This window comes from Acinetobacter schindleri CIP 107287 (genome assembly GCF_000368625.1).
GTDB lineage: Bacteria > Pseudomonadota > Gammaproteobacteria > Pseudomonadales > Moraxellaceae > Acinetobacter > Acinetobacter schindleri.
The window spans coordinates 132,027-153,781 of record NZ_KB849580.1 but is presented as its reverse complement, the minus strand read 5'-3'; the positions used below and the strand labels follow the sequence as shown (position 1 = coordinate 153,781).

Genomic DNA, 21,755 nt, shown 5'->3' with positions numbered 1-21,755 from the left:
AAAGGTTTATCTTCAAAGTGTGAAGAAAAGTTTTACTCTGCTAATAGAAATTTCCTCGAAAGTAAATTGGACGCCATCGCAAAGACGGATTTAGATTGTTTAACAGCCCGCCAGGGCTTTGTGATAAGAAGGGTACGCTATGCACATGCCATCGCCTAATAATGTAGCTCCCGCTCAAGGTTTATACCAACCGGATGAGTTTAAAGATAACTGTGGTTTCGGTTTGATCGCCCATATGCAGGGTGATGCAAGCCATGATCTCGTCAAGACCGCAATTCATAGTTTAAGTTGTATGACCCACCGTGGTGGTATTGCCGCAGATGGTAAGACCGGTGATGGGTGTGGTTTGCTTTTGGCAATGCCAAAGGAATTCTTTCGTGAAGAAGCAAAACGTTTAAGTGATATTACCTTAAGCGAAATTTTTGCTGTAGGTACGATCTTCCTGAACCTGGATCCTGCACTGGCAGCACACGCAAAACAAGTATTAACCAAAGAAATTGAAGAAGAAGGTTGCCGGGTTATCGCATGGCGTGTGGTACCCACCAACAATGGCGCATTAGGTGAGATTGCGATGCAGTCTTTACCTGCTTTTGAACAGGTCATTGTTAACTGCCCAATCGGTGTCACTGAGGTTGAATTTAACCGTAAGTTATTCCTGGCGCGTCGTCGTGCCGAGCAGAAACTGACAAATGATCCATACTTCTATGTGACTACCTTATGCTCAACTGTGATCAGCTACAAAGGTCTGATGATGCCAGCAGCAATTGCTGATTTCTATACTGACCTGGCTGATGAGCGTCTGGCGTCACATATTGTGGTCTTCCACCAACGTTTCTCGACCAATACCTTGCCGCGCTGGCCGTTGGCACAACCGTTCCGTTACCTGGCGCACAATGGTGAAATCAATACCATTACTGCAAACCGTAACTGGGCGTTGGCACGTACACCTAAATTCGAAAATCCATTACTGCCAGGCTTGACTGAACTGAACCCAATTGTTAACCGTACTGGTTCGGATTCTTCTAGTCTGGATAATATGCTGGAAATCCTCGTAGGTGGTGGTATGGACCTGTTCCGTGCACTCCGTATGCTGGTTCCACCCGCTTGGCAGAATGTTGAAACACTTGATGCTGACTTACGTGCCTTCTATGAGTTTAACTCTAAGCATATGGAAGCATGGGATGGTCCTGCAGGACTTGTAATACAGGATGGTCGTCATGCGATCTGTATGCTGGACCGTAATGGTTTGCGTCCTGCGCGTTGGGTCGTGACTAAAAATGGTTATATCACCCTGGCGTCTGAAATCGGTGTCTGGGGTTATGAGCCTGAAGATGTAGTATCTAAAGGTCGTGTAGGTCCAGGTCAGATTCTGGTTGTGGATACATTGACTGGTAAAGTATTAGATACTCAGGATGTCAATAACCACCTGAAACGTATGCGTCCATACCGTGAATGGCTGCGTGAAAATTCAGTACGTCTACAGGGTAGCCCTGAGCTGGAAGAATATCTGTGCGATCAAGGCTTAAAAGGCGATAGCCTGAAAGCGGCACAGAAAATGTTCATGGTGACTTTTGAAGAGCGTGACCAGTTATTACGTCCAATCGCAGAAAGCGGTCAGGAAGCTGTAGGTTCAATGGGTGATGATACGCCAATGGCCGTATTATCACGTCAGGTACGTCACGTTTCCGATTACTTCCGTCAGCAGTTTGCGCAGGTCACTAATCCGCCGATCGATCCACTACGTGAATCGATTGTGATGTCACTGGAAACCTGTTTCGGTCGTGAACAGAATGTATTTGAGCAAAGCCCAGAACATGCAGACCGTTTGATCGTATCCAGCCCGGTGCTGACGAATTCAAAAATGCATCAGATCCGTACCATCGGCCGTAAAGGTTATGAAATTGCGGACATCGATCTGAACTATCCAGAAACGGAAGGTCTTGAAGCGGCGATCTCACGTATCTGTGAAGAATCTGCCCAAGCGATTCGTGATGGTAAGACTTTACTGGTGCTTTCAGACAAGAAAATTCGTGAAGGCTTCTTGCCAGCTAATGCTGTGATGGTCACTGGTGCAGTACACCATTATCTGATCAATACAGGTCTGCGTACCGATGCGAATCTGATTATCGAAACCGGCTTTGCTCGTGATCCACATCAGTTTGCGGTACTTCTAGGCTTTGGTGCGACAGCGATTTATCCATACCTGGCGTATGACGTGATCAATGATCTGGTCGCGAAAGGTGAATTGCTGGGTGATCCGGTATACGCGCAAAACAACTTCCGTAAGGGTATTGAAAAAGGCTTACTCAAAGTTCTATCGAAAATGGGAATTTCGACGGTAGCCTCTTACCGTGGCGGTCAGTTATTTGAAGCAGTCGGTCTGTCGAATGAAGTGGTTGATACATGCTTCATTGGTGTGCCGAGTCGTATTCAGGGTGCAACCTTTGTTGATCTTGAAAATGATCAAAAACAGCTGGCGGATCTTGCCTGGAAAAACCGTAAACCCATTGATCAAGGTGGCTTGCTGAAATTTGTATTCGGTAAGGAATACCATGCATTTAACCCGGACGTAATTAATTCACTGCATAAAGCAGTACGTTCTGGTAATTATGCTGACTTTAAAGAATATGCAGAACTTGTGAATAACCGTCCGATCGCAACGATCCGTGACCTATTTAAACTGAAAACAGACAATTCGATTGCACTGGATCAAGTGGAATCGGTAGAAGAGATCCTGCCTCGCTTTGACTCTGCGGGTATGTCTTTAGGTGCATTGTCGCCTGAAGCACACGAAGCGATTGCGATTGCCATGAACACGATTGGTGGTCGTTCAAACTCAGGTGAGGGCGGTGAAGATCCAGCGCGTTACGGCACCATCCGTAACTCGAAAATCAAACAAATTGCATCGGGCCGTTTTGGTGTGACGCCTGCTTACTTAACTTCGGCAGAAGTCCTGCAAATTAAAGTCGCGCAAGGTGCAAAACCAGGTGAAGGTGGCCAGTTGCCGGGCGGTAAAGTAAACGGTCTGATTGCTCGTTTGCGTTACTCTGTACCAGGTGTAACCCTCATTTCGCCACCACCGCATCATGACATCTATTCAATTGAAGATTTATCACAGTTGATCTTTGATTTAAAACAAGTTAACCCACAGGCGATGGTGTCAGTTAAGCTTGTTTCTGAACCAGGTGTCGGTACGATTGCGGCAGGTGTAGCGAAAGCCTATGCTGACTTCATTACCATTTCTGGTTATGACGGCGGTACAGCGGCTTCTCCACTTTCCTCTATTCACCATGCAGGTTCGCCTTGGGAGCTTGGTCTAAGTGAAGCGCATCAAGCCCTTCGCGTAAATGACCTGCGTGGTAAAGTCCGCGTACAAACCGATGGTGGTTTAAAAACCGGTTTGGACGTTGTGAAAGCAGCAATTCTGGGTGCAGAAAGCTTCGGTTTTGGTTCGACGCCAATGATCGCACTGGGTTGTAAATACCTGCGTATTTGCCACTTGAATAACTGTGCAACCGGTGTAGCAACCCAGCAGGATCACTTGCGTCAAGAACACTACATCGGCGAACCACAAATGCTGATCAACTTCTTCACCTTTATTGCTGAAGAAACCCGTGAATGGTTAGCAGCACTCGGTGTATCTAGTCTGAAAGACCTGATTGGCCGTACCGATCTGCTAGAAGTCTTGCCAGGTGAAACTGACAAGCATGCACATCTAGATCTGAGCAAACTGCTGGAGTCACATCCTGCAGCTGAAGGTAAAGCACAGTACTGTGAAGTTCAGGGCAATGCGCCGTTTGATAAAGGTATTCTGGCTGAGAAAATGGTGGAAGAAATTCTGCCAGCGATTGAAGCAGGTACTGGTGGCGAATATCACTACAGCATTGGTAACTGTGACCGTTCGATTGGTGCGCGTTTATCCGGTGAAATTGCCCGCCGTTATGGCAACCTGAGCATGGAAGCGCATCCGGTTAAAGTAAACTTGCTGGGTACAGCAGGTCAGTCACTGGGTGTATGGAATGCCGGTGGTCTGCACATCAGCCTTGAAGGTGATGCCAATGACTATGTCGGTAAAGGCATGGCTGGTGGTCGTATCTCGATCTTCCCACCGAAAGGTTCACCATTCCAGACACAAAATACCGCAATTATTGGGAACACCTGTCTGTATGGGGCGACTGGCGGTAAACTGTTTGCTGCAGGTACTGCGGGTGAGCGTTTTGCGGTACGTAACTCTGGCGCCTTCGCCGTGATTGAAGGTGCGGGCGACCACTGCTGTGAATATATGACTGGTGGTATTGTGACTGTGCTTGGTAAAGTAGGCCACAACTTCGGTGCAGGTATGACCGGTGGGTTTGCCTATGTACTTGATCTGGATAACGACTTCGTTGACCATTACAACCATGAACTGATTGAGCTGAACCGTATTTCTACGGAAGCGATGGAAGAGCACAAAGCGTTCCTGGGTCGTATCTTGGATGAACATATTAAAGAAACAGGTAGTGCTTGGGCGTACAAGATCCGCCACGAGTTTGACTTCTATAGCCGTAAGTTCTGGTTGGTAAAACCAAAAGCTGCCAACTTGCAAACGCTGTTGAAAACAACTCAAGCTGATCCACAATAATTCCACTACTGCAGAAATGAAAGCAGATGCAAGGCAACTGTGAACCCCTTGCATCTACCCACGGAGAGAGACATGGCAGAACGCCTAAGTAATGACTTTCAATTCCTGGATGTAGCACGCCAAGATCCAGAGAAAAAAGAGATTGACGTCCGCAAAGCAGAATTTGTGGAAATTTATAAACCTTTCACTACTGAAGTGGCTGCAAATCAGTCACATCGTTGTCTAGGTTGTGGTAACCCGTACTGTGAATGGAAATGTCCGGTTCATAATTACATTCCAAACTGGTTGAAGTTGCTGGCAGAGGGCCGTATTTTTCAGGCAGCTGAACTGTGTCATCAAACCAATACTTTGCCAGAAGTTTGTGGTCGTGTCTGTCCGCAAGACCGTTTATGTGAAGGTGCTTGTACCTTAAATGATGGTTTCGGTGCAGTCACCATTGGTAATGCAGAAAAATATATCAATGACACTGCCTTTGCATTGGGCTGGCGTCCAGATATGTCTTCAGTAAAATGGACCAATAAAAAAGTTGCCATCATTGGTGCAGGTCCTGCAGGTCTAGGTTGTGCCGATATTCTAGTACGCAATGGTGTTAAACCAGTGGTATTTGACAAGCGTCCGGAAATTGGTGGCCTGCTGACTTTTGGTATTCCAGAATTCAAGATGGAAAAAGATGTGATGAAACGCCGTCGTGAAATCTTCACCGGTATGGGGGTTGAATTCCGTCTGAATACCGAAATCGGTACAGATGTCACCATCGACCAGTTACTGGCTGACTACGATGCTGTATTTATGGGCATGGGCACTTATACCTATATGAAAGGTGGCTTTGCTGGTGAAGACCTGGATGGTGTTTATGATGCGCTGGATTTTCTAATTGCTAACGTCAATCGTTGTCAGGGCTGGGAAAAAGATCCATCGGAATACATCAGCGTTGAAGGCAAAAAAGTCATCGTTTTAGGTGGTGGTGATACGGCGATGGACTGTAACCGTACCTCGATCCGTCAGGGTGCTGAGTCTGTTATGTGCGCTTACCGTCGTGATGAAGAAAATATGCCGGGTTCACGTCGTGAAGTAAAAAATGCGCGTGAAGAAGGGGTGGAATTCCAGTTTAACCGTCAACCAATCGAAATTGTCGGTGAAAATGGTAAAGTGACGGGGGTGAAATTCGTTACGACTCAACTCAGTGAGCCGGACAGTCGTGGTCGCCGTAGCCCGGAACCAATTCCAGGTTCAGAAGAAATTTTGCCTGCGGATGCTGTATTGCTTGCCTTTGGTTTCCGTACCAGCCCAGCGGGCTGGTTTGCAGATGTCGAGATTAATCTCGATGGTTCTGGTCGTGTGCTTGCCGCTGAACAGCAGCAATATAAATTCCAGACTTCGAATCCAAAAATCTTTGCTGGTGGCGATATGGTGCGCGGTTCAGACCTAGTGGTCACTGCGATCTGGGAAGGTCGTCAGGCTGCAGAAGGTATCCTGGATTACCTCGATATCTAACAGTTAAAAATTCACTGAAATCATTTAAAGAACCCGCTACGGCGGGTTTTTTAAATTTTTGATGATTTCCAAGCTTAAAATAGGAAGCATTAAAAAGATTATAAAAAGTAACAAAACTTTAGAAAATACTGTTTAAAATCAAATTAATTATATAAATATCAATAAAGAATTGAGGATGAGACATCATGCGTGTATTAAAACAATCTCTCATAGCTTTGATGCTGGCCAGTACCTTAACCCTGAGTGGCTGTGGCTATAACACTTTGCAAGTCAAGGATGAAGCAGTAACGGCAGCCTGGTCTGAAGTACAGAACCAGTATCAGCGTCGTGCCGATCTGGTGCCAAATCTGGTGAATGTCGTGAAAGGTTATGCTGCGCATGAAGAGCAAGTTTTAACTGAGGTGACTCAAGCGCGTGCTAATGTCGCAGGGCTAAAAGTAGATCGAGAAGTGCTGGAAGATCCTGAATTATTCCAGCGTTATCAGGAAGCGCAGTCGCAAATGACCAGTGCTTTGTCGCGTTTATTGGCGGTGACCGAGAATTATCCAGACCTGAAAGCCAATCAGCAGTTCCGTGATTTACAGGTACAGCTCGAAGGTACTGAAAATAGAATCGCTGTAGCACGTAATCGTTATATCACTACGGTTCAGGACTTTAACTCTTATGCGCGTCAATTCCCGCAAGTGATGACCGCCAAAGTAATTGGTATGGATACCAAACCAAACTTTAGTGCTGAGCAAAGTGCCCAAAAAGCTCCAACGGTTTCCTTTGAATAATGACTGACTTGTAAATAAGCGAGAAATCAGATGTCTGAGATGCTGCTGAAATACTGTGCCGGGTTGCTCCTCATGTTGGCCATGGGGATGGTAGTGCCTGTATCAGCAGAAACCGCCACAGCTACGGATACTGAAGAAGTCATTGTGGCGCGCGAAATATTACAAAAGCCGGCTGTGACTAATTCTCCAACAGCCCAAACGGATACTGAAGTAACACCAGCCCAGCAGCCACAAATTGCCAATGATATGGCTGAAGGCCAGAGTCAGCGTGATTTACCCAGTCTAAATGAACCGGTGATTGATCAGGCCAATATACTCAGTCCAGCTGAAAAGCAGGCCATTAGTCAACGCATTTTAAACTTGCATAATGCGGGTAAAGGCCAGGTTGGTGTCGTGATTGTTCCGACCACGGGGCAGGAAGATATTTTTGATTATTCCATGCGCGTGGCTGACGCCTGGCAGCTCGGTTCGGCCAAACGCGATAATGGTTTATTGATGACGATTGCCATCAATGATCGCCGTATTCAGATCCTGACCGGTTATGGTCTGGAAGGTGTACTGCCCGATATCGTGGCAGGCCGGATTATCAATGACAAGATCACGCCGTATTTTAAACAGGCTCAATATGCTCAGGGGATCGACTCAGGACTGGCTGAAATAGAACGGATTTTAAATCTTGATCCTGAAATTGCAGCACAGGCAGCTGATGAACTAAAAGAGCGTCAGGAACAGGCTTATAAAGCCCAGCAAGCTTCTCAAGCAACTTTTGGTACTGTGATTTTTATCATCATCGCTGGTGTGGTTGCTTCGATGATTTTTGGTAAAAAACTTAGTGCTGCAACTGCTGCAGTTGCAGGCACAGCTGCTGGCCTAGTCAATGGCATGGGTTTAATTGCCAGTTTAATGATTGGGATAGGCGTATTTTTTGTATTAATCACTTCACTGGCGCAGCTACTTTTGTATGCCTTTGCTTCTGGTGCTGGTCGTGGCGGTAGCGGCCGCGGTGGTTTTGGTGGCGGCTTCGGCGGTGGCGGTGGTGGTTTTGGTGGGGGAGGAGCATCAGGCTCATGGTAATAACTACAGATACGACAGAAATTGTCACGCAGCCGAAGTTAGAAGAGCATGCACAGCCGAGTTTTAAGCGCTGGCTCAAGCATTTCTTTTATATGCCGGCGACCAAGCGTTTTTTCTCCAAGCAGGATCAACATGCCATTGCAGTTGCGGTCGAAGAAGCCGAGCATGGGCATATCGGGGAGATTCAGGTGGTGATTGAAGGCTGTCTACCTTCACGATCTGCTTATTATCAAGATACGCTTTGTCGCGCCCGACAACTCTTTGCTGAACTTGGGGTTTGGGATACTGAATATAATAGTGGAGTACTACTCTATTTGAATCTGTGCGAGCGCAAGGTGGAAATTGTGATTGACCGGGGAATTAAGAATGCAACGACCCAGCAAGTCTGGGATGTAATCTGTCAAAACATCATTCAAAATCTGGCTCAGCAGAGGTTTAAAGAGGGCGTCATTGAGGGTGTAAAGCAGATTGGAGAAGTATTAGATCAGTACTACGATCGTAAAATAGATGATTTAGAAAATGAATTAGGGAATAAACCGATTATACTGGGATGAACTATGTCAACTAACTGACAAAATTTGTCAGTTAGTTACACAAAATAAAACACATAAATTACAAAAATAAAAATATTTTTTTAAAGTGCTGTTTTTTATCTCAATTTTATTATAATAAAACTTGGCACACTTAGTGCTAAATATAAAATTAAGCTAAATGAGCTTTTTCTTTAGGCTTATAAATAAACAAAAAACATTTGTGGAGAATGTTATGAATACAGTACAGAAAGGTTTTACCCTTATTGAATTAATGATTGTTGTTGCAATTATTGGTATTTTGGCTGCGGTCGCCCTTCCTGCTTATCAAGATTATACTGTCCGGGCAAAAATTTCTGAAGTAGTGTTGGCTGGCTCTACCTGCCGTACTATTGTTTCAGAAGTGTATCAATCTGGCTCAGTACTTCCACGTGCAAATCAATGGGGTTGTGAAGTAGGTGATAACACTACTCCCTCAACAAAATATGTACAGTCTGTTGCCACATCAGCTACAGGTGTTATCACTGTAAAAACGACAGCAGATCCATCTCTTCCAGCAGCTGCTCAAAGTAAATCAATTATTATGACACCTCTTGATTCTAATGGTGCGGCAATTACTACCCGTACAGATGGTGGTACAGTAATTGCTTCATGGAAGTGTGGTCCTGCTGCTGGTGCAGCCGGCCTTCCTGCTAAATATTTACCAGGTACATGCCGCGGATAATTTATATTAAGATTAGAAAAGACTGGTTTACCAGTCTTTTTTATATATTAGTAATATATCGGGGGAAATTGAATGCCTATACTAAATACCCTTAATGAAATTTTTGAGTAATCACTAAAGTTAAAATTTAAAAATAGGAAAAAGAATATTTTTATAGAAAATTGGAAAGTCCTCAAAGATAAGAATATTTTCTCTCTCAAGAAATGATTTTGTAAAATAAATTTCATTTGATATACCATTTGAGTGCAATAGCTTAGATAAAATAAAAAATAAATTCAAAGTTAGTATTCAGTACAAGTTAGAAAATAATAAGTTAACTCTAGTTGTAATTATCAATGATACGGCTGCAAAGATTTTAACGCTAGAAAAATAGAAAAAATTGTTGACTCAACTAAACATACTTTCCGTTAAAGGATCTTTAATTTTTTGTGAATCTAATTGATTTAGCAGTAGATATAAGAGACGTCCAAACACCTTTTTTCCTAAGCCATTTATCTATTTCATTTCTGATTGTTTTATTCATAGGTGGGCTTATATTTTTCATCTCGTATCCATTCGCTCTTGCAAGCGCAGTTGGTGTTACCCAATTTTTTTTAATGATGCTGGCGGTTGATATGATTGTTGGGCCGGTCTTCGATTTATTGGTCATAAAGAAGGCAAAAAAACGCTTAAATTTGACCTTGCGGTAATCATTATTATTCAAATTGCTGCTTTATGTTATGGTGTATTTAGCATTGAGCAAGGTTGTCCAGCATGATTGGTACTTCATGCAGACCGTTTTGAATTAGTACGAAAAAATGACATTATTTTGAAAAATATTGATCAAGCTCAGCCGCAATTTCAACATGTCTCATGGAGCAAACCACAGTTTGTTGCAGTAAAATCAGCATCAAGTACACAACAACGTCAAGATGACATGTTTACAGAGGTATTGGGTGGTATTTCCCTTGCTCAACAGCCAGAACGCTATGTAGAATTCACTCAGGCCAAAAACCAAATTCAACAACGTGCAGTGCCAGTTGAAGAATTGGAACAATACAACTCAAAAACAGAAGTTAATAAAACTTTAGCAAAATATCCCAATGCAGATGCTTGGTTGCCTTTAAAAGCCAATGCTGTCGATATGGTGGTTTTAATTAATAAAGAAACAGCTGAAGTTATTAAAATCGTCGATCTACGTCCGTGGAACTAAGTCAGTCTTAGAAAAATTGTCAAAAAGCAGATTAGCCAATGGTCTGCTTCTTGAGGATAGTCTGCTAGAGTATCACACTAAACACCTGATTAAATTAAACAAATATACAGAAAAAGTATAATGAAATGATTTAGAATAAAATGGATTTACTCAGATTTTCTAATTATATGTTTTTTAATAAATAAGGGGTGAAAAATGTCGTGTCAATTCAAGCCTAAAACTTCAGGTTCGTTAGCAAGTTTAGTGCAGGGCTATAAAAACGAGTATCGTAAAGATAAAAACAATGAACTCAGCTATTTTAGAAACATGGATTTTGATCAGGCTCTAAAAAAGGCAGCCTATGCAGAAAATAAAAATGGCCGTAAATTCTCACATCAATATCGCTTACCGAAACAGGCATCGGAACAGGCTTTTAAAAAGTTCACCGAGATAAAAACCGAAATAAAAGCAACACAAAATTTTGAACAGCTTTATGAGCTTTTAGATTCAAATTTAAGATCTATTCAAGATATTGGCGATCTATTCATTTTTGATACAGCACTCCGTATAGGCGCAAAACTGAATTACCTGCCTAAAGAGCTGATTGTGCAATCTGGCTCCAAAGAAGGAGCAAAAAAACTAGGCTTAACGGTGAAGAATAAAAGAGTGAGTCTGGAACAGCTACCATCGTTGATCAGAGAAAATCTTGAACCTTATGAAATTGAAAACTTCTTATGTATATGTCATAAAGAATTTGAAAAATAGCATGCAAAAAAAAGCAGATTACCCTTTAAACTGCTTTTTGTTTATCATGTGCCAAACTTCCACCGCCTGATATTTCCATGAAATTCACGCTTGCCCTTATCGCAGCAATCCTGATCTCCCTCGCGTGGCTCATGCCGATTCATTATCGGCCGTGGGTGACCTATACCGGTGAGCTATACGCATTTTTTGCACTATTCGCCTTGGCTGCAATTTGCTTAAAAGAAAAAGTAAGAATTCCTGCGATCAGTCTGTCATTATTATTACTTGCCTCTATTCCCCTTGTTCAATTTCTGACAGGACAAGTATTCTTCTTTAGCATCGCCATGATGGGCTTTATTTTCGTATTTAGTTTTTGGCTGGCCAGTGTACTGGGTTATAACTTTTCAACAGGAAACTATAGCCGGGAAGAAACCTTTATTAATCTGAGCTATGTGTTTCTGGCTTCAGGTACCGCCACAGGCATTATCGCAATTTGCCAATGGACAAATCTGGATGCAATATTGCCAGGTATGGTGAATATTAGCGGCAACCAGCGACCTTATGCCAACTTTGCTCAACCGAATAATATGGCGACTTTCTTGGTCATGGCCTTGATGAGCTGCCTCTACCTGTATGAAAAGAAAAAAATCCAGAGCAAATGGTTATTTGCCTGCGCTGCTGTGATTGTGATTGGTGTGGCTTTAAGCCAGTCACGTACCGCGTGGGTTGCTGCGATCGCGATCATACTGTATCTGGCGTTCTACCAATATAAAGGCATTATCCGCCTGAAATGGCATTACAGTATCGCGTGGTTCATCTTCTTTATTTGCTGTATTGTCACTTTTCCATTACTCAGTCAGTTGGCTGCACAGGCAATGGACACGGACGTCGTACAAAGCAGGGATGTGGTATCGCGTGCCACCGGAGATATGTCGCGTCTTGCGATCTGGCAACAAATGCTGGCTGCAATTCAGGCGCAGCCATGGTTTGGCTATGGCTGGTATCAGACCAGTGTGGCTTTTGTTTCGATCAGCGATACGGTGCAAGGTCCGGTCTGGATTCGTAGCGCGCATAATTTTATTCTGGACTTTTTGATCTGGAATGGACTGCTCATCGGTCTGCCTTTCTTGGCCTATTTCGGTTATTTGGGTTATCAGTTACAACGCTGGGTCAATACTCCAGAGTCTGTCATCGGGATTCTGATGATTGGGGCATTTGTGACACATGCCATGTTTGAGTTTCCACAACATTATGCCTATTTTCTGTTGCCAGTCGGTTTTATTTTGGGCACGGTCTTGGCGCAAAATCCAAAAATTAAAACCATTACTTTACCTTCGATATGCCTGAAACTGACTTTCAGTCTTGGATTGCTTTTGCTGGTCGTAATTTATCGAGATTACGATACTGCTGTACCAAAACTCGGAGAAAGTATTCGCTATGAAATGCAGCCTGAAAACATCACCAATGAAAAGCCTATCTATCTGCTGACCGAGTTTAATCACCGCATTGACTGGATTCGAGTCAATCCTTATCGCAAGATGAGCGAAGATGAAATTCATCAATATGAAAAGTTGGTGGTGAGCTATCCAACCAAATACAACTTTTTAAAATATATTCGTTTATTGGCGTATAACGGCTATGTCGATGAAGCACAGCATCGACTGCAGCGTTTAAATACGATTCAGAAAACTGAACTGAGCTATGCAGAGGTGACTCGGGATATGCCACGCCAATAAGTACAAAAAAGCCAGCATCTGCTGGCTTTTTGATTTTAAATCGAATCTTAGAGCTGACTTTGAATATAGTTTTCGATACCTACACTTTCAATCAGATCAATTTGCGTGGTGGTCCAGTCCAGATAGTTTTCTTCTTTTTCCAGAATTTCCTGTACCAGATCGCGGGTCACATAATCCATTTCCGTTTCAGCCAGTGCCACAGCTTTCTGAATAGTCTCAATGTTTTCTTTAACTTTACGTACATCACAATGCAGCACTTCTTGAGTATGCTGGCCGATATACAGTTTGCCCAGATGTTGCAGATTCGGCAGACCTTCTAAAAATAAAATCCGTTCAATAATTTTATCAGCATGCTTCATCTGCACAATCGATTCTTTATATTCTGCCGAGCCCAGTTTCTCAATGCCCCAGTCATTAAACATGCGTGAATGCAGGAAATACTGGTTAATTGCAGTTAGGTGGTGATACAACACCTGATTGAGCTGATTAATCACATCACGATTGCCTTTCATCACATAACTCCATTTGAACCTGTTTTATCTTTCTAAGAAAGCACTCTAAGGATGATAGTAAAGCAAGTCAGGGGGCAATGGCGAGTAATTTATAGAACAGCAAATGAAAATCGCAATCAAATCGATCCAGGCTTAGATCAACGGCAATAAAAACCCGCCAGAGTCAGAGGCGGGGGAGGAGGAATGATCTGAGATCATTGATTTATGATTATCTTTATTCGGTTTAGGCGGCCACAGCCAAACGGGCCGCAATTTGTGAAACTTCATCACTGATGATCATACGGGCTTCTGGCGCACAGCGGCCACAGCAGGTTCCCAAGTCCAATATATCGCGCACATCACGATACGTTTCAGCGCCATTTGCAATAGCATCTTTAATGTCTTGATCTGTAATGCCACGGCATAAACAAACGTACATAGGACACAACCACAGTGTTTAAATAAGATAAGTAATATTATTGATAATTGTTATCGTTTGTCAATAAAAATCATTTGAAATAGCTTTTATTGTGATTGGTGATTTAGATAAAAAAATATCACTCAAGCAAAAATCCGATTATTGCTCGGGTTTTTGCTTGAGTGATTCATGATTGCAAACGAAATATAGAAGCTTAGGTGTTACATAAATTTTAAAAATTATTGCTGAATGATGACAATGCCATCCATCTCGACCAGAGCATCTTTTGGCAGGCTGGCAACACCGAGTGCTGCACGTGCTGGATAAGGCTGGGCAAAATATTCACCCATAATCTGGTTCACCAGCTGGAAGTGCGATAAATCAGTCAGATAAATATTCAGTTTGGCGATGTCTGCCAGAGAGCCACCGGCCGCTTCGCAGACGGCTTTTAAATTATCGAATACACGGCGAATCTGAGCCTCGATGCCTTCAACCAGTTCCATGCTGTATGGATCTAGACCAATTTGACCTGAAAGATACAAGGTATTGCCAACAAGAATCGCTTGCGAATAAGTACCGATCGCAGCAGGGGCATTTTCAGTATGGATCACTTGGCGGGACATCAATTTCTCCTTTTATCATCAACATACATCATATTAGATCATTGCCATGGGCAAAAGCATTATCGTTTTAAATGATTAACTCGCCTTCGATGTGGCTTCTGAAATGCTTATTGGCTGGGATAGGCGGATAATTCGCGGGAAGCCGTAATGCATACGCAAGTCTCGAATCAGCTGGGCAATCTGCTTACGGTTATGTACGACTACGTTGACATAAGTCTTACCTTCATAACTACGTACCGACTCTACCCCAGACTTGGCTTTGCGGCATTCATAGATCAGTTCGGAAATCTGTTCATCATCCATGGACAGGTCAATGCAGAGATAAGCGGTAAAGCTGATATCTTCAAGGTCCTCAGAGGTCCACTGCAATGGCATGATATTTTCTGGATGCAGATTTTGTTCGTGTAGCAAGTTATGGCAGCGTGCACGATGTACGATTAGACCACGGCGGGTCAGATGACCTTGAATCGGATCACCCAGTACCGGATTGCAGCAGTGCGCATATTTGACATCGACCCCTTCTGTACCCTGAATTAAACGAGTCGAGTTGGAGCCAGTTTCTGCATCTTGAGCAAAGAGGTGATTGGCGACCAATTGAGGTAATAAATCACCGACTGCAATCTGTTCATATAGACGCTCCTGAGTCGGAATATGACGCCATTGCAGAATATTGGCCCAGTCCGCGTCAGTTAAATCCTGAATAGAACGATTAAATAATTTTAAAGCACGATTTAAAGCCTGTTCACCGACCATACGCTGCTCGTCAATATCCTGATCACGCAGGATGTTTTGAATCGCACGACGGGCTTTTTGGGTATTAATAAAGCTGAGCCAGTCTGGATTTGGTGAGGCGAGTACATCGGTGATCACTTCAATGACTTGACCACTACTTAAAGGTGTAGAAAGCGGTTTGGTATCGCCATTAATTTTGGCACCAATCGCGTGATTACCTAGAAATAGACTGGCAGAATAAGCAAAATCCACTACAGTCGCGCCTTGAGGTAATTCATGTAGCTGACCATGAGGAGTATAAACCCAGATTTTTTCCTGATGCAGATAATCCAGTAATTCATTAAAAGTGGTCTTGGCACAATCACCATCCACCAGAACATTCAGATTTTGCATGGAAGCCTGAATCGCAGAGCGGCAGGCTTGAGGTGCATTTTCACCCAGTACTACACCAAAACGTGCTGCCTTACGCATCAGTTCGGTTTGAATGGTCAGAGAAAGTGTCGTCTTTTCACCCTTGATACGCATACTCAGCGACTGGTTGCCACCCGGCAACGGGCGACGAATATGATCGGCAAAACTCAACACCTGGAAGCTCTCTTCCAGGAGTTCTGCAAATCGGTCACAGTCAGCAATGCTTTGTAAAATGATTTCAAAGGCATGACTATGGGTCAATTCCTGCAGGTTAATATCATTCTTAACGAAGTGACGTAGCAACTCGATATTATTATTTTTCTTCTTGATTCGGCCCTGGATATTATACTGATTGAGTAATTCATTCAGTTTTCTTTCCCAGATCGCCTGATATTCACAGCGTTTGGATTTGGTTTGCTGTAAGGCAGTCTGGACATTATTGTACATGTCCAGATCCAGGTTCTGGTAACAGAGATGTTCCAGATTGTCGGCCATCTCATTCATACCAACCAGCCGGGCCATTGGTACAAAAATTTCAAAAGTCTCTTTGGCAATACGTGCACGTTTATCTGGGCGTAAGGCATCTAAGGTAGTCATGTTGTGATAACGGTCTGCCAGTTTCACAATAATGACACGTGGGTCCTGTAGGGTAGCCTGAAGAATTTTCCGGAAAGAAGCGGCTTTATTATATTCCTTATCACTGGATTGGCTTAGTTTGGTGACGCCGTCCACCAGTTCAGCTACCGTCTTGCCGAATTTTTCAGCAATGTCGTCCTTGTTGAAATCCGTATCTTCAATCACATCATGGAGTAAGGCTGCCATGAGAGTTTCGGCATCTAAACGCATATGCGCCAGAATACTGCTCACAGCGATCGGATGCAGGATATAGGGTTCGCCACTTTTACGGGTAATGCCATCATGGGCAATATCCGCATAATCACAGGCGGCAAGCACACGCTCGACTTCACTGGCACTCAAATAAGCGTCGATGATGATATTAAGCTGTTGCTTGGCTTGACTGACCTGTGGGCCTGGCATAAAACACCTTTAAAACTGAATTCTTTACTAAAAATGTGCGAATACTTTTAATGAAAAGCAAATCGCAAAGTTTGTCAATTTATTCCGTTTCTATTCACGGAAAAACTGCATAAACTTGATAACTCGACCTTATGTTATAACCGTTCTAGACAGAATATAAAAGTCACAAAACAAAAAAAGCCTAGTTGAAAACTAGGCTTTTTATAAGAAGGGTTTCTTACTGGAAAGAAAAACCGTCCAGATTCAGGTTATTTGCTGAAAGTGCAAGGTCTAGACTAGAAGTCTGGTAGTCTTGGTCACGTTGTTTCAGGATGTCTTTAGATACATGACCTACTGCAATTTCACGTAGAGCAACAACGGTTGGCTTGTCATTGTCCCATTCTACAGTTGGTTCAATGCCTTGACGTGCCAATTGACGCGCGCGTTTGCTTGCCACTAGTACAAGCTCAAAGCGGTTGTCTACATGGTCTAAACAATCTTCAACGGTTACGCGTGCCATAAGAATTCTCGTTTGAATAATATTTTAACAGACTGCGAAGTATAAAAGGCTTTGCCTGTAGACTCAAGTTTTAATCACTCTTCGCTTGGTGTAATTAAAGCCTGAATCAGTTTTTCATGACGATTCGCTTGCTGATGAAGTGCCAATCGGTTGGCAATAATCACGGCTTCCAGATCATGCAGCGCTTTGTTGAAGTCATCATTGATAATGACATAATCAAAGTTCACATATTGCTGCATATCTTCTACCGCGCAGCTCAAACGATGCTCAATCACATCAACAGAGTCTGTACCACGGTTAGATAGACGTTGACGCAAGTCAAACTGGCTCGGCGGCAAAATGAAAATTTGTTTAGATTCAGGAAATAAGCGACGAACCTGCTGTGCACCCTGCCAGTCAATCTCGAGCAGGACATCATGACCTTTAGCCAGTTGCTCTTTTACAGTCGCTTGCGCAGTACCATAATAGTTACCAAAGACTTCAGCATATTCAATAAAGCCACCTTCATTGACCAGATTGAGAAAATCTTCTTTGGTAGAGAAGTGGTAATGCACACCATCGAGTTCGCCAGGTCGTTGACCGCGTGTCGTATGAGAAACAGAAACATGAAGATTGTTGACACGTTCAAGTAATGCTTTAACGAGGGATGTTTTGCCTGTTCCAGACGCAGCAGAAACGACAAACAAGAGACCCGACATGATATTTTTCCTGATATGATAAAATATCTTCTCTATTTTAGAGTAGAGCGGCTTTAAACTAAATAGTTGTCAGTCGATTGTTTACATTTATTTCAATTGAACCGCTAAAAATGGTGTGAGTATTGAGGATTCTATGGAAATTGTTTTAGCCAATCCGCGTGGTTTTTGTGCTGGTGTAGATCGTGCCATTGCGATCGTGAACCGTGGCCTAGAATGCTTTAACCCACCGATTTATGTGCGGCATGAAGTGGTACACAATAAATTTGTGGTCGATGACTTGCGCCAACGCGGTGCAATTTTTGTCGATGAGCTAGATGAAGTGCCCGATGACAATATTGTGATTTTTAGTGCACATGGCGTATCTAAAGCAGTGCAGCAAGAAGCTGAGCGTCGTGGTCTGAAGGTTTTTGATGCGACTTGTCCCTTGGTGACTAAGGTACATATTGAAGTCACCAAATATGCCCGTGAAGGCACAGAGGCGATTTTAATTGGTCACGAAGGACACCCCGAAGTTGAAGGAACCATGGGACAGTACGACAAGAAAAATGGTGGCGAAATTTATTTGGTGGAAGATGAAGATGATGTGGCTGCACTTGCGGTTCAGCATCCAGATAAAGTGGCTTTTGTGACGCAAACTACTTTGTCGATTGATGATACTGCCAAAGTGATTGATGCCTTACGCCAAAAATATCCGAACATTCAAGGACCGCGTAAAGACGATATTTGTTATGCCACTCAAAACCGTCAGGATGCAGTGCGTGACTTGGCCAGTCAGTGTGATGTGGTGTTGGTGGTCGGTTCACCAAACTCATCTAACTCTAACCGTTTACGCGAGTTAGCCGAACGCATGGGGAAACGCGCCTATTTGGTGGATAATGCAGACGAGTTGGAGCAAGCATGGTTTAAAGCAAATACAAAAATTGGTGTGACTGCGGGTGCATCTGCACCTGAAATTTTAATTAAACAGGTGATTCAACGCTTGCAGGATTGGGGCGCTAAAGCACCTGAAGAGCTGGCAGGCCGCGAAGAAAATATTACCTTTAGTTTGCCTAAAGAGTTACGTATTCCTGTAACACAGGCCTAAACTTGGAAGCATATAACACTTTAAAAAATTGATGAAAAATAGGCAGATAACCGTTGAATAACGATTATCTGCTTTTTTATGCCTTTTATCCTGAAGTGTGAGGGTTTTGTAAAGTTGTTGGTTATTATTTTTAATAGGGCGAAGTCTGTGTATTGGGGGGAGTATGCAAAGAAAAGAAAACGGGTTCACCTTAATTGAGTTGATGGTGACCATTGCGGTGTTGGCGATTATCGCGATGATGGCGGCTCCGAATCTTATGCCTTTGGTGTACAAGAAACAGTTAGAGACAGAGGCAAGAGATTTGGCGATGACATTGTCAAATGTTCGAGGAACAGCCGTTTCACTTCGCAAAGATATTTCTTTAGAATTTAAGAATCAAGAAAATACTGGTGATAAGTTCTATTGGGATACGACAAGGTCAACTGTACATGTGCTTGCTAAAGGATTGCCAGAAGGGGTTACTTTTACACCAACAGGTTTGGCGAAAAAACGCACAACAGCAATTCGTAAATTAGTTGATAACCCAGGGTATAAAGCGGATCTGCCCGAAGATCCATTGACTAATCCAAAGCAAATTATGCAGTGGGAAGATACTGAAGATTTAGTCTTTGAAGTTTGTCATGAAAAATTAACAGAAATTAAATCTATAAAAATCTTTAAGAGTGGAGTGATTGATCGTATTCAAAATAAACCACTCATTGGGGAGTGTAAGTGATGAAAAGTCAACGTGGCGTTGGGTTAATGGAAGTTCTTGTCTCCCTGGTTATTTTAGCTATAGCTGTTCTAGGCTTTGCTGCTTTACAGTTTAGAGCACTCGACGCGATACAAGAAGCAAATGATAGGACAGCAGCAATGACACTCGCACGAGATCTTGCGGAAAAAATTCGCGTAAATAGAACACAGCTTAGTAAATATAAATCTGAAATTAATGCCCCTGGAAATGCGACTACTAAAAATTGCATAAGAGCGGATGATAGTGGTGCTTCTGTTACAAATACACCTATGTGTACACGAGCTGAAATGGCAACTTTTGATGCTAGACAATTATTAGGAGCAGCGAAACAAAAGAATATGACAATCATAATTAGCGATTGCCACGGAGGGGATCGTCAATGTGTTTATGTCGCTTGGGGAGACACAGCGATTACGGCGACCAGTCAGGCAAATTGTATGGTGTCTGGTGTATATGTTGCAGGTGCTAAATGTTTGGTGATGGAGGCATATGGGTCATGAATATTCAACGAGGATTCACCTTAATAGAATTAATGATCGCTTTGGTTTTAGGTTCACTTATCGTTGCGGCATCAATACAAGTTTTTATTAATGCAAATCAGAGCCTAGCCTTTCAACAAAGTAGTGCGAATATTCAAAATAGTGGATTATTTGGTATGGATTACATTGTTAGAGATTTACGTCGTGCGAACATAGATTCAAATAGTGCAGCTATGACAGTTGATACATTGCATGGTGGTATTGTTTTTAATAATACAAATATAAGCAAGGCGACAATGACAGATGCTGAATCCATAAATGCTTTGTTAACTAAATCTTCCATTGGACCTAGTAATTTTAATAACCTTAAGAGTGATCAAATTGTAATTCAATATAAAAATACAATTGGTAGTCAATTTAATTGTGAAGGTGTGAAAGTTTTACCAAATCAATTCGTTGTACAACGCTATTTTTTAAAGGAAGAAAAGGCAGCGGCAACTGCTGGTCAATATAGACCACTTTCATTGCGTTGCAAAGCGACGGTATATACAGGTGATTCTGCTACGAGTTTAGATTTATCTGGTGATGGTGAAATGCTCATCCCAAATGTCGATCATTTACGTGTGTTATTAGGGGTTGCTCGCGATAATGCAGTCAAAGATGGTGTGATGGATGAATTTCTTTATGTTTCTCCATCTGAATATATAAAGCTAATTGATAAACCACAAATTGTGTCTATTCAATTGGGTATTTTGGTTCGCTCACCTGAATCCGTGGCAAATGGCACAGAATTGACTAAATTTACGCTATTAGATTTGGAAAATAAAGAGTTATTAACTGATCCAGATAAAAGTAAATATTTACGTCAAGTTATTACCCAAACAGTCGCTTTACGCAATGGGTTTGGTGTGGAAAATCGGGCGGAGTGAACATGATGAAAAATAAACAAGCAGGAAATACATTAATTTTTGTTTTGATCATACTTTTGCTCATCACAATCATAGGTACTTGGGCTATTCGTGGAGCAATAACATCACTTAATATTACAACGAATGCGCAGGCTCAAGCTTTATTGGTACAAAATTCGGACGCTGTATTTTTTCAGCTCGAATCTTATGCTGATCATGCAGTTAAAATTGCAAAGCTTCAATTAGATAACGGAATGATCGGATATGTGAATAAACCTGAAAATAAGGGCAAAGAGTTGGTTTATTGTTTAAGAAAAAGTGAAAAAGACGATAAATATAATTTAGGGAAAGCGAGTCTTGTTTATTGGCAAGGGGCTAATATTTCAAAAAATGAGATGGGACAGGATGGTTACTGTAAGGTGAATAAGGCTACTGATTTTACCTCAGATCGTGGTGCTGTGGTGACTCGTATCGGGGCGCGTTCTATCCTCGAGGGACGTAAAGATTGGGGTCATATGTATGAAGGAAGTGACTCAGAGACCTATGGTGGTAAAGATATCGGAACCATTATTATAAATGCTACTTCTTTTATACCAAATTTATCTACAGCGTCTGCAGATGAAATTAATAAGTGTGTGATGAATTACCCAAGTTTTAATGTTGTTGTAGATGGTGTAACCAAAGATAGTGTTGCTGATTGTTTATCAAAATTGAATGTTCCATATAGTAGTCAAGAAATGGAATATCAGTTGCGCCAAGTGAATTAAGGTA

Annotated in this window: 19 protein-coding genes and 1 pseudogene; 14 read left to right on the top strand and 6 right to left on the bottom strand. The window is 42.5% G+C overall.

Features of this window, described 5'->3' with window-relative positions; all coding sequences use genetic code 11:
- The first annotated feature begins 145 nt into the window (after nucleotides 1–145).
- From gltB to F955_RS14615, 9 genes and pseudogenes are all read left to right on the top strand, one after another.
- On the top strand, nucleotides 146–4,621 hold the full coding sequence (gltB, locus tag F955_RS14655) for a glutamate synthase large subunit (RefSeq protein WP_171058628.1): 4,476 nt from the start codon (nucleotides 146–148) through the stop codon (nucleotides 4,619–4,621).
- Nucleotides 4,622–4,693: 72 nt separating this feature from the next.
- Nucleotides 4,694–6,115 carry an FAD-dependent oxidoreductase gene (locus F955_RS14650; protein ID WP_004896267.1) on the top strand — a complete coding sequence of 474 codons (1,422 nt, stop codon included), beginning with the start codon at nucleotides 4,694–4,696 and terminating at the stop codon, nucleotides 6,113–6,115.
- Between the two features lie 185 nt (nucleotides 6,116–6,300).
- Complete coding sequence (locus tag F955_RS14645) at nucleotides 6,301–6,891, top strand: LemA family protein (RefSeq protein WP_004896266.1); 591 nt, start codon at nucleotides 6,301–6,303, stop codon at nucleotides 6,889–6,891.
- A 30-nt stretch (nucleotides 6,892–6,921) separates the two neighbouring features.
- Nucleotides 6,922–7,965 (top strand): TPM domain-containing protein, encoded by a 1,044-nt coding sequence (locus F955_RS14640; protein ID WP_004896263.1) that lies wholly within the window; start codon nucleotides 6,922–6,924, stop codon nucleotides 7,963–7,965.
- Nucleotides 7,959–8,519 (top strand): TPM domain-containing protein, encoded by a 561-nt coding sequence (locus F955_RS14635; protein WP_004896260.1) that lies wholly within the window; start codon nucleotides 7,959–7,961, stop codon nucleotides 8,517–8,519. The genes F955_RS14640 and F955_RS14635 overlap by 7 nt, the downstream gene beginning before the upstream one ends.
- A gap of 211 nt (nucleotides 8,520–8,730) precedes the next feature.
- On the top strand, nucleotides 8,731–9,219 hold the full coding sequence (locus F955_RS14630) for a pilin (RefSeq protein WP_004896259.1): 489 nt from the start codon (nucleotides 8,731–8,733) through the stop codon (nucleotides 9,217–9,219).
- Between the two features lie 455 nt (nucleotides 9,220–9,674).
- Nucleotides 9,675–10,411, top strand: a pseudogene (gene tfpZ, locus F955_RS14625) (TfpX/TfpZ family type IV pilin accessory protein).
- A 195-nt stretch (nucleotides 10,412–10,606) separates the two neighbouring features.
- Nucleotides 10,607–11,155: a hypothetical protein gene (locus F955_RS14620; RefSeq protein WP_004896256.1), complete on the top strand. Its 549-nt coding sequence runs from the start codon at nucleotides 10,607–10,609 to the stop codon at nucleotides 11,153–11,155.
- Nucleotides 11,156–11,232: 77 nt separating this feature from the next.
- Nucleotides 11,233–12,870 carry a PglL family O-oligosaccharyltransferase gene (locus F955_RS14615; protein WP_004896254.1) on the top strand — a complete coding sequence of 546 codons (1,638 nt, stop codon included), beginning with the start codon at nucleotides 11,233–11,235 and terminating at the stop codon, nucleotides 12,868–12,870.
- A 47-nt stretch (nucleotides 12,871–12,917) separates the two neighbouring features.
- Here the strand turns inward: F955_RS14615 and bfr are convergent, their stop codons facing one another.
- The 6 genes from bfr to gmk form a co-directional block, all read right to left on the bottom strand.
- Nucleotides 12,918–13,382: a heteropolymeric bacterioferritin subunit Bfr gene (gene bfr / locus F955_RS14610; protein ID WP_004896252.1), complete on the bottom strand. Its 465-nt coding sequence runs from the start codon at nucleotides 13,380–13,382 to the stop codon at nucleotides 12,918–12,920.
- A gap of 223 nt (nucleotides 13,383–13,605) precedes the next feature.
- A complete protein-coding gene (locus F955_RS14605) occupies nucleotides 13,606–13,800 on the bottom strand; it encodes a bacterioferritin-associated ferredoxin (protein ID WP_004732422.1) in 195 nt (64 codons plus the stop codon).
- Nucleotides 13,801–14,018: 218 nt separating this feature from the next.
- On the bottom strand, nucleotides 14,019–14,402 hold the full coding sequence (locus F955_RS14600) for a RidA family protein (protein WP_004896251.1): 384 nt from the start codon (nucleotides 14,400–14,402) through the stop codon (nucleotides 14,019–14,021).
- 75 nt (nucleotides 14,403–14,477) lie between these two features.
- The gene (locus tag F955_RS14595) at nucleotides 14,478–16,583 is read right to left on the bottom strand and encodes a RelA/SpoT family protein (protein WP_004896249.1); all 2,106 of its coding nucleotides are present in this window, start codon (nucleotides 16,581–16,583) and stop codon (nucleotides 14,478–14,480) included.
- Nucleotides 16,584–16,800: 217 nt separating this feature from the next.
- Nucleotides 16,801–17,082 carry a DNA-directed RNA polymerase subunit omega gene (gene rpoZ, locus F955_RS14590; RefSeq protein WP_004896248.1) on the bottom strand — a complete coding sequence of 94 codons (282 nt, stop codon included), beginning with the start codon at nucleotides 17,080–17,082 and terminating at the stop codon, nucleotides 16,801–16,803.
- A gap of 74 nt (nucleotides 17,083–17,156) precedes the next feature.
- Nucleotides 17,157–17,780, bottom strand: coding sequence for a guanylate kinase (gmk, locus tag F955_RS14585; protein WP_004896246.1), 624 nt, complete (start codon nucleotides 17,778–17,780; stop codon nucleotides 17,157–17,159).
- A 133-nt stretch (nucleotides 17,781–17,913) separates the two neighbouring features.
- Between gmk and ispH the strand changes: the two genes are divergently transcribed.
- The 5 genes from ispH (at nucleotide 17,914) to F955_RS14560 (ending at nucleotide 21,751) form a co-directional block, all read left to right on the top strand.
- Nucleotides 17,914–18,864, top strand: coding sequence for a 4-hydroxy-3-methylbut-2-enyl diphosphate reductase (ispH, locus tag F955_RS14580; RefSeq protein WP_004896243.1), 951 nt, complete (start codon nucleotides 17,914–17,916; stop codon nucleotides 18,862–18,864).
- A gap of 163 nt (nucleotides 18,865–19,027) precedes the next feature.
- Nucleotides 19,028–19,579 (top strand): pilus assembly FimT family protein, encoded by a 552-nt coding sequence (locus F955_RS14575; protein ID WP_004896241.1) that lies wholly within the window; start codon nucleotides 19,028–19,030, stop codon nucleotides 19,577–19,579.
- A complete protein-coding gene (gene pilV / locus F955_RS14570; protein ID WP_004896239.1) occupies nucleotides 19,579–20,097 on the top strand; it encodes a type IV pilus modification protein PilV in 519 nt (172 codons plus the stop codon). The genes F955_RS14575 and pilV overlap by 1 nt, the downstream gene beginning before the upstream one ends.
- Nucleotides 20,094–21,005: a PilW family protein gene (locus tag F955_RS14565; protein ID WP_004896237.1), complete on the top strand. Its 912-nt coding sequence runs from the start codon at nucleotides 20,094–20,096 to the stop codon at nucleotides 21,003–21,005. Before pilV ends, F955_RS14565 begins: the two co-directional genes overlap by 4 nt.
- Before the next feature lie 2 nt (nucleotides 21,006–21,007).
- The gene (locus F955_RS14560; protein ID WP_004896228.1) at nucleotides 21,008–21,751 is read left to right on the top strand and encodes a hypothetical protein; all 744 of its coding nucleotides are present in this window, start codon (nucleotides 21,008–21,010) and stop codon (nucleotides 21,749–21,751) included.
- Nucleotides 21,752–21,755: the final 4 nt, after the last annotated feature.

Excerpts from the sequence above, each read along its gene's own strand:
- F955_RS14640 (WP_004896263.1), top strand. The coding sequence starts at position 6,922 with ATGTCTGAGATGCTGCTGAAATACTGTGCCGGGTTGCTCCTCATGTTG.
- bfr (WP_004896252.1), bottom strand. The coding sequence starts at position 13,382 with ATGAAAGGCAATCGTGATGTGATTAATCAGCTCAATCAGGTGTTGTAT.
- F955_RS14650 (WP_004896267.1), top strand. The coding sequence starts at position 4,694 with ATGGCAGAACGCCTAAGTAATGACTTTCAATTCCTGGATGTAGCACGC.
- gltB (WP_171058628.1), top strand. The coding sequence starts at position 146 with ATGCCATCGCCTAATAATGTAGCTCCCGCTCAAGGTTTATACCAACCG.
- F955_RS14600 (WP_004896251.1), bottom strand. The coding sequence starts at position 14,402 with ATGTCCCGCCAAGTGATCCATACTGAAAATGCCCCTGCTGCGATCGGT.
- ispH (WP_004896243.1), top strand. The coding sequence starts at position 17,914 with ATGGAAATTGTTTTAGCCAATCCGCGTGGTTTTTGTGCTGGTGTAGAT.
- F955_RS14645 (WP_004896266.1), top strand. The coding sequence starts at position 6,301 with ATGCGTGTATTAAAACAATCTCTCATAGCTTTGATGCTGGCCAGTACC.
- F955_RS14635 (WP_004896260.1), top strand. The coding sequence starts at position 7,959 with ATGGTAATAACTACAGATACGACAGAAATTGTCACGCAGCCGAAGTTA.
- F955_RS14595 (WP_004896249.1), bottom strand. The coding sequence starts at position 16,583 with ATGCCAGGCCCACAGGTCAGTCAAGCCAAGCAACAGCTTAATATCATC.
- gmk (WP_004896246.1), bottom strand. The coding sequence starts at position 17,780 with ATGTCGGGTCTCTTGTTTGTCGTTTCTGCTGCGTCTGGAACAGGCAAA.
- F955_RS14560 (WP_004896228.1), top strand. The coding sequence starts at position 21,008 with ATGATGAAAAATAAACAAGCAGGAAATACATTAATTTTTGTTTTGATC.
- F955_RS14620 (WP_004896256.1), top strand. The coding sequence starts at position 10,607 with ATGTCGTGTCAATTCAAGCCTAAAACTTCAGGTTCGTTAGCAAGTTTA.
- F955_RS14615 (WP_004896254.1), top strand. The coding sequence starts at position 11,233 with ATGAAATTCACGCTTGCCCTTATCGCAGCAATCCTGATCTCCCTCGCG.
- F955_RS14630 (WP_004896259.1), top strand. The coding sequence starts at position 8,731 with ATGAATACAGTACAGAAAGGTTTTACCCTTATTGAATTAATGATTGTT.
- rpoZ (WP_004896248.1), bottom strand. The coding sequence starts at position 17,082 with ATGGCACGCGTAACCGTTGAAGATTGTTTAGACCATGTAGACAACCGC.
- F955_RS14575 (WP_004896241.1), top strand. The coding sequence starts at position 19,028 with ATGCAAAGAAAAGAAAACGGGTTCACCTTAATTGAGTTGATGGTGACC.
- F955_RS14605 (WP_004732422.1), bottom strand. The coding sequence starts at position 13,800 with ATGTACGTTTGTTTATGCCGTGGCATTACAGATCAAGACATTAAAGAT.
- F955_RS14565 (WP_004896237.1), top strand. The coding sequence starts at position 20,094 with ATGAATATTCAACGAGGATTCACCTTAATAGAATTAATGATCGCTTTG.
- pilV (WP_004896239.1), top strand. The coding sequence starts at position 19,579 with ATGAAAAGTCAACGTGGCGTTGGGTTAATGGAAGTTCTTGTCTCCCTG.